This is a genomic window from Cupriavidus sp. 10L45, from assembly GCF_056395225.1.
Map to the genome: position 1 here is coordinate 508,738 of NZ_JBFTJC010000001.1, position 16,397 is coordinate 525,134.

Here is a 16,397-nt window from a genome sequence, read left to right on the forward strand (position 1 = left end):
TCGGGGTCAGGCGTCTAGTTCATCGAGCATGCGGGTCAGGGCACCGAGGTCGGCGGGTTTGACCAGATGCAGGTCGAACCCCGCCGCGCGCGTGCGCCGGCGGTCGTCGGGCTGGCCGAAACCGGTCAGCGCCACGATGCGCGCGTGGCGCAGCTCGGGAATCTCGCGCAGCCGGCGCGCGGTCTCGAAGCCATCCATGGTCGGCATGCCGAGGTCCAGCAGCACCACGTCCGGCCGCACGCTGGCTGCGCACGCCACGGCGCTCTGGCCATCGGGCGCCGTGACCACGGTGTGGCCGAGCGTCTCCAGCGTCAGGGTCATGGCCTCCAGCGCATCGACGTTGTCATCGACGAGCATGATGGTGTGCGCGGTGCCCGGCTGCGGGCGCGATTTCCCGGTCGGCGGATGCCAGTTCTGCCACGGTTCCACGGGCAGTTCCACAACGAAGGTGCTGCCCAGGTTCCGGCCCGGGCTCTCGGCGCTGACCCGGCCGCCGTGCAGCGTGACCAGCTTCTGCACCAGCGTCAGGCCGATGCCGGCGCCTTCGCGCGCGGCAAAGGTATCGGGGTCCGTGGCGATATCGGCCGGCCGGGGCGCGTCGCCGTCCCGGTCGTCGTGCTCGGCATGCAGCGCGGCCAGGCGCGGAGCCCGGCTGGCCGCGACGTTGGCCGTTGCGACCGACTTGGCCTCCGGGGCCGGCAATGCTTCCAGCGGATTGCCGGACTCCGGTGCCAGCGGATCGAACAACTGCCGTTGCAGCGCCTGGGAGAGCCCGGCGCCGTTGTCGCTCACGCGCACGATCACCCGGCCATCGGCTGCGGCGGCCTCCACGGCCAGCGTGCCGCCCTCGGGCGTGTACTTGGCGGCGTTGTGCAGCAGGTTGGCGAAGATCTGGGTCAGGCGGACCATGTCGCCGCGAATCGGCAGCGGCTGCTCGGGCAGCGACAGCCGCAGCGTGTGCTGGCGTTCCTCCAGCAGTGGGCGCACCGTCTCCACGGCCGTGTTCAGCGCGCCGCGCAACTCCACGAGGTCCCGCCGCAGGGTGATCTTGCCCTGGTTGAAGCGGGACACGTCGAGCAGTTCATCGACCAGCCGGGTCATGTGATGCAACTGCCGGCCGATGATGTCGCGCGCGCGGAACATGTCCTCGCGGCTTGGGGAGAACTGCTGGAGCAGGTCCACCGCGCTGCGCATCGGCGCCAGCGGGTTGCGCAGTTCGTGGGCCAGCATGGCGAGGAATTCGTCCTTGCGGCGTTCCTCGTTATGCAGCGTGCGCTCGGCGCGCTTGTGGCGCGTCACGTCCTGGCAGATGCCCGCCACGCGCAGGCAGCGGCCATCCGCCCCGCGCACGGGGAAGGCGCGCATATGGACTTCGCGGATCTCGCCGTTGGGGCGTTCGAGCTGGAATTCGGTGTCGAGCAGGCCATCGCGCAGCATGCTCTGCCATTCGGCTTCCATGCGCGAGCGTTCCTCGGGCAGCACCCATTCGAGCCAGCGGTGCGGGTCTTGCAGCACCGCCTGGGTCGGGCGGCCCCAGAGCGATTCGAACGAGGGGCTGACGAACAGGAAGCGTCGGGTGGTCGGGTCGAGAATCCAGACCACATCGGCCAGCGCCTCCGCCAGTTGGCGGAACAGGTCTTCGTTTTCGTGCAGCGCCTGCGAGGTGCGGCGGAAGGCATCCTCAGCCCCGCGCATGCGCAGCAGGGCGTTGATGCTGGAGACCAGTTCCTCCGACTCCACTGGCTCGATCAGGAAGCTGTCGGCGCCGCCGTTGAGCGCCTGTACGCGCCGGTGGGAATCGGACATGCCGGGTGACGTCAGCAGCACCAGGGTGCGCGCGCTCTGCGGATCATTCTTGATCAGGCGGCAGACTTCCAGTCCGTCCACGTCGGGCAACTGGGTGCCGAGCAGCACGAGATCCGGGGTGTGCTGGCGGACCAGCGACAGCGCAGCCTGGCCGTTCGACGCCTCCAGCACCGAGAAGTCGGCCCGGTGGAGGATCCGGCTCTTGACGTAGCGCGGCCCCTCGCGGTCTTCCACGTTGAGAATCAGCGGGCGCCGGCTGGGATGGGCGGTCGAGGCGTTCATGGCTGGCAGGCGGCAGGATCGGCCGCGATAGTGAAGACGGATGCCCGGAGTGCGCCACGCGTGGCAAGGCCGGCCGGACGTGCCGGCAGGGCGGCGTCAGGTGTCGGGAATAAGGATCGTATTGTAATAATTACCTGCATACCGCCCGGTTCCGTTGTAGTTTCGACATGCGAAGTTCAGGCTTGAAAAGTGGCGATAAATTCACGTGCTCTTTGCTGTGATGGGCTGTTATTTGCGCTGCGCCTCGCCGCTGTGGGCTTCCGCGCTGGGCGACGTCCCGCCTTGCGGGCCTGCCGAGCCCGGCGCCTCTACGGACTTTTGCGGCACCTTGCTCTCCGAGGTCTGACCGCTGGGGCTAGGGCCCTTGCCGAAGCGGGCTGCCAGTTTGTCCTGCACCGCCGCCAGTTGAGCCGCCTGCACCTTGGCTTCCTCGGCTTCCTTGACCTTCTTGGCCTCGGCTGCCTGCTGCTGTTCAGGTGTGGGCGGAGGCAGCTTGGCCTCGGCGGTGGAGGCCAGCAGGACGGCCAGTGCGAGCGTCAGCCCGCCCAGGACCGCGCGTTGCCAGAAGTCGTTCGAGAACCATGGGTCAGGGAGATGTTTCATCGGATTTGCCTCGTCTTATGTGCCGGCGTGGGCGGGGGTTTTCCGATGGGAGTGGCAAGAAGCGTGCCGCGCATGCCGAGGCGCTGACAGACGGAGCCGGACAGGCCGCCCGGGCCAGTGCCGGACGGCCTTCGGGGTGGTCCTGCCGGGCTCAGGAGCCGGCCAGCCGCTTGCTGGCCTGGGTCAGCGTCTGGCGTACGGCGTCGTGCCCAGCCCACGGGTCGTGCCGGGCCATTTCCTCCAGGCGCGGGCCCACGTTGGCGATGGTCCAGTGCGCCGCCGAGGTCAGGTCGGCCAGTTCCTCCCAGGCCACCGGCACGGACACGCCCAGCCCGGGCCGCGCGCGTGCCGAGAACGCGGCGGCCGTGGTAGCCCCGACACCGTTGCGCAGGTAATCGATGAAAATCTTGCCAACCCGGTTGCGCGGCCCGCTCTTGGCCACGAAGCGGTCGGGAATCATGGTCGCCATGTGCTGCACCACCGCCTGGGCGAAGTCCCGCACGGGGTCCCAGCCCCAGCCGGCACGCGGCGCCAGCGGCACCACCACGTGCAGGCCCTTGCCGCCGCTGGTCTTCAGGAAGCTTTGCAGCCCCAGTTCGTCCAGCAGCCCCTTGGTCAGCGTGGCGGCCTCCCGGATGGCCGGCCACTTCACCCCCTCGCCGGGGTCGATGTCGAAAATGACCCGGTTCGGCCTGTCGAGGCTGCGCGCCACCGCGTTCCAGGTGTGGAACTCCACCACGTTGAGCTGCGCCACCGCCACGATGGCCGCCTCCGTGGCGATCTCCAGCAGCGGCGGATGGCCGGGCCAAAGCTTGGGGTCGAGCGGCTTCACGCCGTCGATCTTGAGGGTGTCGCCGTGGCGCTGGAAGAACTGTTCGCCATCCACGCCGGACGGGGCGCGCACCAGCGCAATCGGCCGACCCTTGAGGTAGGGCAGCATCAGCCCGGCGGCGCTGGCGTAATAGCGCACGAGGTCGCCCTTGGTCAGCCCGGTGGAGGTGTCGATCACCCGGTCCGCATGGCTGACGACGATCTTGCCGATGGTCTCCTTGGCCGGGGCTTTCCTGGCCGGGGCTTTCTTTGCTGCCGACTTGGCCGCCTTGGCCGACGTGCCCGACTTGCCCGACTTCGCCGCCGCCGCCGGCTTCTCCACCGACACCGCGCCGGCCGGCTTGTCCGTGCGCAGGCCGTGGAACACCGAATGCCGCACGCGGCCCTCCTTGGTCCACGCGCCGAAGGACACCTCCGCCACCAGCTTCGGCTTGACCCAGTGGCCGCGAATGCCGCGCGGCAGGTCGTCGAACGGCGGGGCGTCCGTGACCAGGGGGTCGAGCTGCTTGCGCAGCGTGCCGAGCATCGCCGTGTCGAACCCCGTGCCGACGTTGCCGGCGTAGCGCAGCTTGCCCTGCGCGTCGTGCACGCCCAGCAGCAGGGAGCCCAGCCCGCTGCGGCTGCCCTTCGGGTCGGTAAAGCCGCCGATCACGAACTCCTGCCGCAGCGTGCATTTGAGCTTGATCCACGTGTTGGCGCGCGTGCTGACGTAGGGCGCGTCGTTGCGCTTGCCGATCACGCCTTCCAGCTTCATGCGGCAGGCGGCGGCGAGCATCTCGTCCGGGCTGGCCTCGAAGCTCTCGCTGAAATGGAGCCGGGGCGCGGTGTTGGCCTCGAACAGCCGGCGCAGCAGCAGCCGGCGCTGGTCCAGCGGCACGGCGCGCAGGTCGTGGCCGGCGTAGTAGGGGAGGTCGAAAGCGTAGAACTGGATGGCGTCCGCGCGCGAGGTCTCGAACGCGTTCTGCAGCGCCTGGAAGTCGGTGATGCCCTGCGCGTCCACCACCACGATCTCGCCGTCCAGCCAGCCGTCGGGCAGGCCCAGCGTGCGGATCTCCGCCGCGAGGGCGCGCAGCTTGGAAGTCCAGTCGTTGCCCTGGCGGGTGAACAGGCGCACGTCGTCGCCATCGACCCGGGCCAGCACGCGGTAGCCATCGAACTTGATCTCGTACTGCCACTGGCTGCTGTCGGCCGGTGCCTTCTCCACCAGCGTGGCGAGCTGGGGTGCCAGCGCCAGTGGCAGCTTGGCTTTCTTGGCGCCCTCGGGCAGGGCGGGGAGGTCGCGGGCCTTGGCCTTCTTGGTGGCTGCTGACTTGGCCGATTTGGCCGGTGCCTTCTTTGCAGCCTTCTTCGCCGCCTTGGCCGTGCCGGCCAGCACGCTGTCCGGCATGGCGTCCACCACATTGAAGGCCGACGCGGCCTGCGCGTACTCGTCGCGCTCCTTGATCAGCAGCCAGCCGTTGTCGCGTTGGTCGTCGCGCTGGCGCTTGCCGCCCATGCGCACGAGGGTCCAGTGGCCCTGCAGCTTCTCCCCGCGCAGTTCGAACTTGAGCTTGCCGTCCCGATAGCCGGCCGCCGGGTCGCCATCGGGCACCCAGGTGCCCCGGTCCCACACGATGACCGTGCCGGCGCCGTAGTGCCCGGCCGGAATCACGCCTTCGAAGTTGGCGTAGTCGAGGGGGTGGTCCTCCACGTGCACGGCCATGCGCTTGTCGGCCGGGTCGTAGCTCGGCCCCTTGGGCACGGCCCAGCTCTTCAGCGTGCCGTCCAGTTCGAGCCGGAAGTCGTAATGGAGCCGCCGCGCGGCGTGTTTCTGGATCACGAAGGACAGCGCCGGCGCCGCGCGCTTGCGGGCGGTCTTGGTTCCCTTGGCTGCCTTGCCCCCGCTGGGCTCCGGCGTGGCCGCGAAGTCGCGCTTGCCCCGGTACTTGCCGAGCGGTTCGGCGGCGTCCGGAGCGGGGTCGGCGGCACGGGTGGCACGGTTAGGTTGAGCCATGATCTGTCCTTCGGAGGCGGCGGGGCTGCGGCTTTCAGCTTATGCAGCACACGCCGCTTGCGAAAGCGGGAGCCGTCCTACACGCCGCCACTTACCCGTTGTTGTAATTCCTGACAGCCGATGCTGCGCCGCACATCGGCGTGTCGCCGCCGCCAGCCGGGAACGGGACTTGCGGACTCGACAGGGGAGACACGCCACAGTGTCGTCAGCGTCAACAGTGCGCCCGCAGCAGCCCGGATGCCCGCGCGCCGCATCCCATCCGAACCGGGCCTGGCAGAGGACGACACGGAAATGAGACCCCTGAAACCAATTGGCTCGCAGGTCATCGTGCTGACGGGTGCCACCAGCGGCGTAGGCCTGATCACGGCGCGCAAGGCGGCCGCCGCCGGCGCCCGGCTCGTGCTGGCGGCGCGCAGCGAGGACGTGCTGCACAAGCTGGCCGAGGAGTTGCGCGAAACCGGGACCGAGGTCATCACCGTCAGGACCGACGTGGGCAACCAGGACGACGTGGCCAGGCTGGCCGAGGCGGCCATCGAGCGCTTCGGCGGCTTCGACACCTGGGTCAACAATGCCGGCGTGACCATCTTCGGCCGCCATGACGACGTGCCGCTGGAAGACCAGCGCCGCCTGTTCGACACCAACTACTGGGGCGTGGTGCACGGCTCGCTGGCCGCCGCCACGCACCTGCGCCAGCATGGCGGGGCGATCATCAACATGGGTAGCGAGGCCTCCGACTGCGCCATGCCGCTGCAGGGCGCCTACGCGGCGTCCCAGCACGCCATCAAGGGCTTCACGGACACCCTGCGGCTGGAACTGGAGCAGGAGAAGGCACCGATCTCGGTAACGCTGATCAAACCGGCCGGGCTGGAGACGCCCATGGTCAGCCACGCCAAGAACTTCCTGCATGTGGAGCCGAAACTGGCGGCGCCGCTCTATGACCCCGCGATGGCCGCCGACGCGATCCTGTTCGCCGCCGCGCACCCGCGCCGGGACATGTTCGTGGGCGCCTCCGCCAAGGCGTTCTCGGCCGCCGCCTACCACGCGCCGCACGCGTTCGACCGCTTTATGAGTCGCTTCATGGGCCGCGCCCAGCAGACGCGCGACCCGGCCGGCCCGCGCGAGGACAACACGCTCTACGAGGCTGGCAACTGCCTGCGGGAGCGCACTGGCAACCGCAAGGCGATCCAGTCCTGCCCGTACACGACGTCGGCCCGGCATCCGCTGCTGACGACGGCGCTGATGGTGGGCGCGGCGGCGACGATGGCGGGGCTGGTGCAACTGAGGCGGCGCTAGGGTGAGAGGGTGCGGGCCGGTTGTCGATTCAAGCCCGCACCAGCAGCGCCACCGGCAGGCTGGCCAGCGCGTCCTTCACGCGCACATAGCCCGCGTGGGACGGCACCGCGTGGCCGGTCAGCACATCGACCCAATCCCCCTCGGCATGCAGCGCGGTGTCGCCCCAGCAATGGGGCGGAATGCGGGGTAGCGCCGGGTCCACATGGGCGGCGGCCAGCCGCGTCACGATGACCATCGCTTCCACCGGCCCGCAGCGGCGCGAGAACGCCAGCACCTGCGGCGCCAGCTTGCCGATCGCCGCCCGCGCCGTGTATTCGCCCCGGCTGAACAGCGCCGGCTGTTCGGCCCGGTACGCCAGCACCGATCGGATCACCTGCTGCTTGATGCGGCCGTCGCGCCAGCGCGCCAGCCACTGGGCCCAGCCAGCCCGGCAGTCCAACCGCGCCTGAAGCTGCGCGTAGTCCGGCGGGCGCCGGTTGTCCGGATCGACGAGGCTGAAGTCCCAGCCCTCGTTGCCCTGATAGCGGTCCGGCACGCCGGGCGCCGTCAGCGCGAGCAGGGTCTGGGCGAGGCTGTTGAGCGCGGCGGCCGGGCCGATCCGGTCCGCGAAGCGGCCGATCTGCTCCAGCACGCTGTCTTCGCCACCGGACCCCAACGCGGCGAGGAACGCTTCGCAGGCTGCCTCGTAGGCCTCGTCGGGATGGGTCCAGCTCCCGTGGCGCTTGGCTTCGCGGATGGCCTTGCGCTGCCACGCCAGAATCCGCTCGATGAAATCGCGCTGGGCGTCCTCGCTCGCCAGCGCGCCGGCCTCCGCCGGCCAGGCGCCCAGCAGCGTCTGGTAAAGCATTGCCCGATCGGTGCCATCCGGCCCCTTGGGGGAGGCCACCAGCAGCGGCCCGATCTGCGCTTCCCAGCCGGCCACGGCCTCGGCCCATGGCTCGGCGACCTCGCTCAGTACCGCCAGCCGCATGCGGGCATCCTCGCCGCGCTTGTGGTCGTGCGTGGCCACCGCCAGCATGGCGTGCGGCCAGTGCGCCTGCCGGTGCGCCATGCGCGCGTGGAACCGTTCCGGCGCCAGCGCCAGCGTGCCGGGAAAACTGCCGACTTCGTTACGGGACAGCAGCCGGCCGTAGCGATAGAAGGCGGTGTCCTCCGTGGATTTGGCCGCCAGCGCTGGCATGACCTGTTGCAGCCGGGTGCGGATGGCGCCGGCCGGAGTGTCGGCTGCGGCATCGCTTTGCAGGCAGCCCAGGAGGAAGTCGAGCGCCGCCGCCTCGTCCGGGGCGAGGTGGGTGCGCGCCTGCCCGGCGGCGCTGGCGACCATCGCGTCGTCGAAGGCTGGCTCGCCGGCCACGCCGGTGTAGTAGCTCCGATAAACCGGCACCGCCGCGAGGAAAGCGGTCAGCGCGTGGCGCAGCGCGTGGGCGGTGAGGTCGCGCGTGGCCGGCACCGACCGCGCCAGCGCGTGCAGGCGGGTGCAGACCGCGTCGATCTCGGCCACGAGATGCCGGGCGATCACGCGGTGGCGGGCCGACTTCACATAGTCGGGGTAGGGCCGGCTGTCGCCGCTGATGCGCATCCAGAGCATGTTCAGCGCGCCTTCGCCGCTGGCGTCGTGGAGTACGGCGGAAACCTCGTCCATGAAGTCGTAGCCGGTGGTGCCGTCCACGCCCCAGTCGGCCGGCAGCGGTTCGTCCTCGCCCAGGATCTTCTCCACCACGATCCACGGGTGCGCGCGGGCCCCCTCGGCGGGGCGGCCGGGGCGCAGCATGTCCAGCCGGGCGCGAAGCTGCCGGCAGTAGCCAGCGGGGTCGGCCAGCCCATCGACATGATCGACGCGCAGCCCGTCCACCCAGCCTTCGGCATAGAGGCGGAAGGCCAGCGCGTGGACGGCCTCGAACACGTCCGCGTTTTCCTCCCTCACGCCAACCAGCTCGGTGATCTCGAAAAAGCGCCGCCAGGTCAGTTCGGCGGCGCCAGTGCGCCACCACGCCAGCCGGTAGTGCTGGCGCTCCAGCAGCGCGTGCAGGGCTTCCGGGGTGCCCGGCGCGGCCATGTCGAGCATGGGCTCGGCCAGCGGCAGGCTGTGGTCGCCATAGCGCAGCGTGGCCGGGCCGCCGGGCGGGCGCTCCAGCTTGAGCGCGCCGGAGGTCAGCGTGTCCCAGTACGGATCGCCGAGGATCGGCAGCAGCACCTTGCCCTGCAGCGCGGGGTCGGCGGGCTGCCAGTCGATGTCGAAGACCTGCGCATGGGCGCTGCGCTGGCCGTGTGCGAGCACGTCGCGCCACCAGCCGTTGTGCGTGGCATCGGCCGCCATGTGGTTGGGCACGATGTCCACCACCAGGCCCAGCCCCGCCGCGCGGGCGCGCGTGGCCAGCGCCAGCAGGCCATCTTCGCCGCCCAGTTCCGGGTTGACCTGCGTGAAGTCGGTGACGTCGTAGCCGTGCGTGGAGCCGGGGCGCGCGGTGGTGACCGGCGACAGGTAAAGGTGGCTGACGCCCAGCCCGGCGTAATAGGGCACCAGCGCCTCGGCATCGGCAAAGGTGAACCCGGCGTGCAGCTGGAGGCGCGCGGTGGCGCGCGGCACCCCGGCGTGGTCGAGGTCGCTCATGGATGTTGCAGGCAGGTCACGCAGCAGTGTTCGGGGAGCGTGCCGGCGGCCAGCGTGGCGATGGCGCCGGGCTGGCTGGCGTGGATCATCGCGCCGCCGTCACAGTCGACCACCACGGGTTCCTCGCCCAGATTGAGCCAGATCGACAGCCAGCTGCCGTCGCCCAACCGCCAGCGCGCCACGAGGGCCTTCTCGCCCAGCACGGTCACGCCCTCGGCGCGGGCGTTGCGCAGGCGCGGCATCAGCTCGTTGCGGCGGATCGACAGCAACTCGCCGTAGTAGTGGTGCCACGCGCGGCAATAGCCGTCGGTGTCGTCACAGATCGGGCGGGACGCCTCGAAGGTCTCCGGCGCGTTGGGATCGGCGATCTGCGCCGAGCGGGTGTCGTCGCGGAAGGCTTCGGACGCCGCGAACTCGCGCCGGCGGCCATCGCGCACGGCCTGCGCCAGTTCGGGCGGGTGATCGGTGAAGTACAGGAACGGCGAGCGCGCGCCGTGCTCCTCGCCCATGAAGACGAGCGGGATCTGCGGGCAGAGCAGTTGCAGCGCCACGGCGGCGCGCAGCGCGTCCGGCTCCGCCAGGCTGGCCAGCCGCTCGCCGAAGGCGCGGTTGCCGGTCTGGTCGTGGTTCTGAAGGAAGGTGACGAAGGCTGTGGGCGGCAGTTGGGCGCTGGGCTGGCCGCGCCGCACCTCGCGGCCCTGCAGCGGGCCGTTCTCGTCGCCGGAGCGATGGGGCGATACCTCGCCCTGCCACGCGAAGCCTTCGGCCAGCACCCGGGCGAGGTGGTGGATGGGCGCCGTACTTGCGTCGGCAGCCACGGTCTCGGGCAGGCCGGCGTGGTACTCCCTGTAGTAGCCGTCATGCTCGCCGGTCAGCAGCACGTGCAGCGCGTGGTGGGCGTCGTCGTTCCACTGGGCGTCGTAGCCGGCGGCCAGCAGTGCGGCGTCGTTGTGGTCGTTCTCCAGCACCAGATGCAGATGGCGGCCCGGCAGGCAATGGCGCAGGTCGTGCGCCAGTTGCGGCAGCCAGCCTTCGTCCTCGATGGCGTGCACGGCGTCCAGCCGCAGGCCGTCGAAGCGGAACGATTCCAGCCAGTAGCGCGCGCTCTCGCCAAAGAAGCGCCGCACCTCGGGGCGCCGGAAATCGATGGCCGGCCCCCACGGGGTCTGGCGGTCGTCGCGGAAAAAGCCGCTGGCGTAGCGGTGCAGATAGTTGCCCTCGGGGCCGAAGTGGTTGTAGACCACATCGAGCAGCACCATCATGCCCAGCCCGTGCGCGGTGTCGACCAGCGTGCGCAGGTCGTCCGGCGTGCCATAGCTGCGCTCGGGCGCGAACGGCAGCACGCCGTCATAGCCCCAGTTGCGCGCGCCGGGAAACTCGGCCAGCGGCATCAGTTCGATGGCGGTGAAGCCCAGCGCGGCCAGCCGGTGCAGTTGCGCGGTGGCGCCGGCGTAGCCGCCGGCCAGCCCCACGTGCATTTCATAGATCACGGCCTCGTGCCAGGGGCGCCCGCGCCATTCGGTGTGGTGCCACGCGAACGGCTCGGCCGGCTGGCACAGCACGCTGGCGCCGTGCACGTCCTCGGCCTGAAGCCGGGAGGCGGGGTCCGGCACGATGGTGCCGTCGTCGAGCCGGAACCAGTAGCGCGCGCCGTCGCAGCAGGCGGTCACGGCTTCGAACCAGCCGTGCTCGGTGGGCGCCATCATCACCGGCGCCATGCCGGCCACTTCGAGCCGCACGGGCTGGTCCTCCGCGGCGGCGTCCGGCGCCCAGAGGCGGAAGCGCACGCGGCCATCGGCCAGCCGCACCGGGCCGAAGCGGTAGGATTCGGCGCTTTCATCGTCACATGGCAGCAGGCGCGTGTCCGCGCCGAGCGTCTGCCATTGCGGAACCGGGGGCACGGGCCTGGCGCCGGTACCGGGCGCGGGCATGGCATACATCATGGTGCGCTACCTTCAGGCCGGCAGGCCCGGTGTGACCGGTTCCACGGCGGGCGTGGGCAGGGCGGGACGAGGGGCGCGCGACGGACGCGCGGCGGGGGCCGCCACGGCATCCGGCAGCGGGGCGGGTACTGCGGCGGGAACATGGGCGAGGGCCGGCGCCAGCGCGCGGTACATCGCCAGATACTGTTGCGCCGGACCTTCCCAGCCGAACTCCGTCTGCATGCCGGCACGCTGCATCGCGCGCCAGTGGCGGGGGCGGTGGAACCAGTCTAGTGCGCGCGTGATGGCGGCGCCCATCGTTTCGACCGAATCGCCATCGAAGACGATGCCGGTGGCGCGGGGAGCAGGCAAGGCATCCTCGCCCACATCGCGCACGGTGTCAGCCATGCCGCCCACGCGGGAGACGATGGGCACTGTGCCGTAGCGCATGGCGTAGACCGGGGTCAGGCCGAATGGCTCGAAGCGGCTGCCGTGCAGCAGGGCGTCCGCGCCGGCGTGGAGCAGGTGGGCGTCTTCCTCGCGATAGCCGATGGAGATGCCCACGCGGTCCGGGTGGCGGGCGCCGAGCGCGCGGTAGGCCGCCTCCAGCGCCGGATCGCCGCAGCCGAGCACCGCGAACTGCACATGGTCATGGCGGCGCAGCGCCGCCTCCATCGCCAGCACGGCCACATCGGCCATTTTCTGGTGGGTGAGCCGGCTGCCCATGGCGATCAGGGGCCGGTCCGGCGCCTGCGCCAGGCCGTGGCGCGCCTGCAGCGCGGCCTTGCAGGCGCGCTTGCCGGCGAGGTCGCGGGCGTCGTAGCGCTGCGGCAGCAGGCGGTCGGCGCGGGGCGACCACGCGTCCGTGTCCACGCCATTGGGAATGGCGCCGAGCACCTCGGCGCGGTGGCGCAGCAGGCCGTCCAGCCCATGGCCGAAGGGTTCGGTGAGGATCTCGCGCGCATAGGTGTGGCTCACCGTGGTCACGCGGTCCGCGTAGCGGATACCGGCCTTCAGGAAATTGACCTTGCCCCAGAACTCGATGCCATCCGGCGTCAGGCAGGCCGGCGGCAGGCCCAGCGCGGCGGCGCGCTCCATCGGAAACACGCCCTGGAAGGCGAGGTTGTGGATGGTGGCCACGGTGGGCACCGGCAGGCCGCGCGCGCGCATCAGCAGTGGCGTGAGCGCCGCATGCCAGTCGTGCGCGTGGACCAGTTGCGGCGCCGGCAGCGGGGTCTCGCCGGCGGCGATGAGCGTGGCGGCGTGGGCCAGTGCGGCGAAGCGCTGGGCGTTGTCGCAGAAGTCGCGCCCGGTGGCGTCTACATAGAGCGAGCCGGGCCGGTCATAGAGCGAGGGGCAGTCCAGCAGCACCACGCGCACGCCGCTATCGGGCGTCTGGCCTTCCAGCAGCCGCGCCGGGCTGTGGCCGGGCGGCAGCGCCATCGGCAGCCGGATCGCGCCGAGGCTGCGCAACTGCTTCGCCGCCGCCATGGCCCGGGGATAACCGGGCATCAGGATCGTGACATCGGCGCCGCGCTGATGCAGCGCCTGCGCCAGTCCGCCCACCACATCCGCCAGCCCGCCGGTCTTTGCCAGGGGGTGCGCCTCTGCCGCCACAAACAGGATGTTCGCGTTCAAGATGAGACTCCGCTTCCAGGTCGGTTGGAAACGAACGCGCGGGCGGCTTGCCTGCCGCCATCGCGCCGGGTTCGTTCTTCTTGGCTTGCCTGCGCATTGCGCCACCGCGCACGGGGGCGCCGATCCGCTGGGGCCGGAAGGCGGCGGATGGCGAGCGAACAACCCGGGGTGCGAAGGGGCGCAGAAAATCGCGCGGCTTCAGCAATGCGAACTCCGTGCCAGCATGCTGCACTGCGTGACGGGCGCGCCGCGTCGTGGCTGGTGGGGACGGCGGCGGCCCGGCAGGGCGGGGTTGTGTATAAGGTGCCCGCCCGGTTGTAGAAACTACCGCGCCTGCTGCCGTCGCAGAGCCATCGACAACATTTACGATCCACTGCCCCCGCAGCGCTCGCTGAAGGTGTCGATGCCTTCGGCCTCCGCAAGACGGGCGCCTTGCACCTGCCCGCTGGACCGGTGCAGCAGGCACACCGGCACCGCCCGTGCGCGCCAGACGCGCTGGCAGTACTGCTCGATCGCCCGGTCGGACGAGAACCGCCCCGAGCGCGCGCTGGAGAGCACGGACATGCGTTGCCAGCGCTCGTTGTCGACGTAGGCGGCCGAGACCTGCTGCTGGCAGTGCAGGTAGGAGGCGAAGTCGGCCATCAGCAGGTAGGGGTCGTGCTGGAGCAGGCCGTCGAACAGCGGGCGGAACACGGCGGCGTCGCCCTTCGAGAAGAAGCCGTGCTGGATCAGGTCCACCACCGCGCGCAGCTCGGGGCTGCTGTCGTAGTAGGTGGAGGGGTGGTAGCCGGCGGCCTTGAGCGCGTAGACCTCGGACGCGTTGAGGCCGAACGGGAAGAAGTTGTCGGCGCCGATGGCGTCGCGCAGCTCGATATTGGCGCCATCCATGGTGCCGATGGTGATGGCGCCGTTCATCGCGAACTTCATGTTGCCGGTGCCGGAGGCCTCCTTGCCGGCCAGCGAGATCTGCTCGGAGAGGTCGGCGGCGGGGTAGATCTTCTGGCCGTGGGTGACGTTGAAGTTGGGCAGGAACACCACCTTGAGGCGGTCTCGCACCTGCGGGTCGCGGTTGACCACGCCCGCCACCGAGGTGACGAAGCGGATCATCAGCTTGGCGTAGTGGTAGCCGGGCGCGGCCTTGCCGGCGAACAGGAAGGTGCGCGGCTGCACGTCCGCGTGCGGATCGGACTTGATGCGGTGGTAGAGCGCGATGATATGGAGCACGGCCAGGTGCTGGCGCTTGTACTCGTGGATGCGCTTGACCATCACGTCGAACATCGAGTCCGGGTCCACCACCACGCCGGTGGTGTCGCGCACGAGGCGAGCCAGGTCCTGCTTGTTCTCGCGCCGCACGGCCTGCCAGCGTTCCCGGAAGGCGGGGTCGTCGGCGTACGGCTCCAGCGCCTGGATCTGGTCGAGGTCCTTGATCCAGCCGTCGCCGATGGCTTCGCTGACCAGCCGCGTCAGCCGGGGATTGGCCAGCGCCAGCCAGCGGCGCGGCGTGACGCCGTTGGTGATGCTGGTGAACTTCTCCGGCCACATCTCGTAGAGATCCTTGAGCACGTCCTCGCGCATCAGCCGGGAGTGCAACTCCGCCACCCCGTTGATGGTGTGACTGCCGACGCACGCCAGATGGGCCATGCGCACGTGCCGCTCGCCGTGCTCGCTGATCAGGGAGAGCCGCGCCAGCCGCGATTCGTCGCCATAGAAGCGGATGCGTACCTCGTCCAGGAAGCGCGCGTTGATCTCGTAGATGATTTCCAGGTGGCGCGGCAGGATGCGCTGGAACAGCGGCAGCGGCCATTGCTCGAGCGCCTCCGGCAGCAGGGTGTGGTTGGTGTAGGCGAAGGCGCGGCGGGTGATGTGCCAGGCTTCGTCCCAGGCCAGGTCATGGTCGTCGATCAGCAGCCGCATCAGCTCGGCAATGCCGACCGCCGGGTGGGTGTCGTTGAGCTGCACCGTGAACTTCTCGTGGAAGCGCGTGACCGGCAGGCCCTGCGTGGCCAGCAGGCGCAGCATGTCCTGCAGCGAGCAGGACACGAAGAAGTACTGCTGCTCCAGCCGCAACTCCTTGCCCTGCTGGGTCTCGTCGTTGGGGTAGAGCACCTTGGTGAGGTTCTCCGACGTCACTTTCTTGTTCACCGCGCCGAGATAATCGCCCCGGTTGAAGGTGTGGAAGTCGAACGCCTCGGTGGCTTCCGCGCGCCACAGCCGCAGCGTGTTGACCGTGTTGACGCGGTAGCCGAGGATCGGCGAGTCGAACGGCACCCCCACCACCATCTTGGCCGGCACCCAGCGCACGCGGTAGCGGCCCCGGTCGTCGGTGTAGTGCTCGGTATGGCCGCCCAGCCGCACCTCCACCGCCCATTCGGAGCGCTGGATCTCCCACGGATTGCCGTTGCGCAGCCACGTGTCGGTGCTCTCCACCTGCATGCCGTCGATGATGCTCTGGTGGAAGATGCCGTACTCGTAGCGGATGCCGTAGCCCAGCGCCGGAATCTCCAGCGTGGCGAGCGAATCCATGAAGCAGGCCGCCAGTCGCCCCAGGCCGCCGTTGCCGAGGCCGGGCTCCTCCTCCTGCGCGAGGATATGGTCGAGGTCCAGGTTGAGCGCGGCCATGGCGGCGCGCACTTCGTCCGCGATGCCGAGGTTGACGAGGTTGTTGCCGAGGTGCGGCCCCATCAGGAATTCGGCGGACAGGTAGGCCACCGTGCGCGACGGCTGGCTCTGGTAGGCCTCGGCGGTGCTGATCCAGCGCTGCACCAGGCGGTCGCGCACGGTGTGGGCGAGCGCCTGGTAGAGGTCGTTGCCGCTGGCGTGGCTGGGCACCATGCCCTGGGTGTAGAACACGTGATCGAGAAAGGCCCGCCGGATGGTGGCGCTGGACATCGACGTCCGGGTGTCGTCCGAGTGTTCGGCCGCGGGAGAGGGACCAGAGGGACCAGCGGGACCAGAGGGACCAGCGGGACCAGCGGGACCAGAAGGGCCGGAAGGGGCTGGCCGCAGCCGGGATGCTTCGTTCATCACTTGGCTCCTGAAAGGCTGAAAAAGCTGGCTGGTATGGAAACTGCTGCCTTGTCGGGGGTGTCTACCTGTGGGTGTCCTACCCATGGGTGTTCCACCCATTCCCTGCGACGACGAGGCCCCCAGCATGTCGAACCATATTCCGCATGATCCCGCGCGCCGGCCAGACCGCCGGCCCGACCAGTGTCCCGACCACAACAAGGAGAAGGGAGACCAGCCCGCGCGCAACCTGCCCGACAAGCATCCGGTGCCGCCTTCCGTGAAGCGGCACAACAGCGAATCGGACGAGCCGCCCGTCGAGAATTACTGAAACGGTTCATTATCGACAGACCCCCGGCGGCGCCGTCTGGTTCACCCCCGGCGGCGCCCTCACCTCGTCCATGGCGCGGGCGTG

Annotated in this window: 9 protein-coding genes; 2 read left to right on the top strand and 7 right to left on the bottom strand. The window is 70.1% G+C overall.

Going from position 1 to position 16,397, the window contains the following annotated elements; genetic code table 11:
• Window positions 1-6: 6 nt before the first annotated feature.
• The 3 genes from AC1DFU_RS02365 to ligD form a co-directional block, all read right to left on the bottom strand.
• Window positions 7-2,088: a hybrid sensor histidine kinase/response regulator gene (locus tag AC1DFU_RS02365; RefSeq protein WP_441592555.1), complete on the bottom strand. Its 2,082-nt coding sequence runs from the start codon at window positions 2,086-2,088 to the stop codon at window positions 7-9.
• 228 nt (window positions 2,089-2,316) lie between these two features.
• Window positions 2,317-2,691, bottom strand: coding sequence for a hypothetical protein (locus AC1DFU_RS02370; protein WP_177220017.1), 375 nt, complete (start codon window positions 2,689-2,691; stop codon window positions 2,317-2,319).
• Between the two features lie 151 nt (window positions 2,692-2,842).
• Window positions 2,843-5,515 carry a DNA ligase D gene (ligD, locus tag AC1DFU_RS02375; RefSeq protein ID WP_441592556.1) on the bottom strand — a complete coding sequence of 891 codons (2,673 nt, stop codon included), beginning with the start codon at window positions 5,513-5,515 and terminating at the stop codon, window positions 2,843-2,845.
• A gap of 291 nt (window positions 5,516-5,806) precedes the next feature.
• Here ligD and AC1DFU_RS02380 point away from each other — a divergent pair, with 291 nt between their 5' ends.
• Entirely contained in the window at window positions 5,807-6,808 is a 1,002-nt protein-coding gene (locus AC1DFU_RS02380) for an SDR family oxidoreductase (protein WP_092301554.1), read from the top strand.
• Window positions 6,809-6,836: 28 nt separating this feature from the next.
• Here the strand turns inward: AC1DFU_RS02380 and treY are convergent, their stop codons facing one another.
• The 4 genes from treY to AC1DFU_RS02400 all read right to left on the bottom strand — a co-directional run bounded on the left by treY (window position 6,837) and on the right by AC1DFU_RS02400 (window position 15,868).
• Window positions 6,837-9,419, bottom strand: coding sequence for a malto-oligosyltrehalose synthase (treY, locus tag AC1DFU_RS02385; RefSeq protein ID WP_092301411.1), 2,583 nt, complete (start codon window positions 9,417-9,419; stop codon window positions 6,837-6,839).
• On the bottom strand, window positions 9,416-11,359 hold the full coding sequence (gene treZ, locus AC1DFU_RS02390) for a malto-oligosyltrehalose trehalohydrolase (protein ID WP_441592575.1): 1,944 nt from the start codon (window positions 11,357-11,359) through the stop codon (window positions 9,416-9,418). The genes treY and treZ overlap by 4 nt, the downstream gene beginning before the upstream one ends.
• 15 nt (window positions 11,360-11,374) lie before the next feature.
• Window positions 11,375-12,979 (bottom strand): glycogen synthase GlgA, encoded by a 1,605-nt coding sequence (gene glgA, locus AC1DFU_RS02395; RefSeq protein ID WP_255370993.1) that lies wholly within the window; start codon window positions 12,977-12,979, stop codon window positions 11,375-11,377.
• A gap of 363 nt (window positions 12,980-13,342) precedes the next feature.
• Complete coding sequence (locus AC1DFU_RS02400; protein WP_092301409.1) at window positions 13,343-15,868, bottom strand: glycogen/starch/alpha-glucan phosphorylase; 2,526 nt, start codon at window positions 15,866-15,868, stop codon at window positions 13,343-13,345.
• A 262-nt stretch (window positions 15,869-16,130) separates the two neighbouring features.
• Between AC1DFU_RS02400 and AC1DFU_RS02405 the strand changes: the two genes are divergently transcribed.
• Complete coding sequence (locus AC1DFU_RS02405) at window positions 16,131-16,313, top strand: hypothetical protein (RefSeq protein ID WP_092301406.1); 183 nt, start codon at window positions 16,131-16,133, stop codon at window positions 16,311-16,313.
• Window positions 16,314-16,397: the final 84 nt, after the last annotated feature.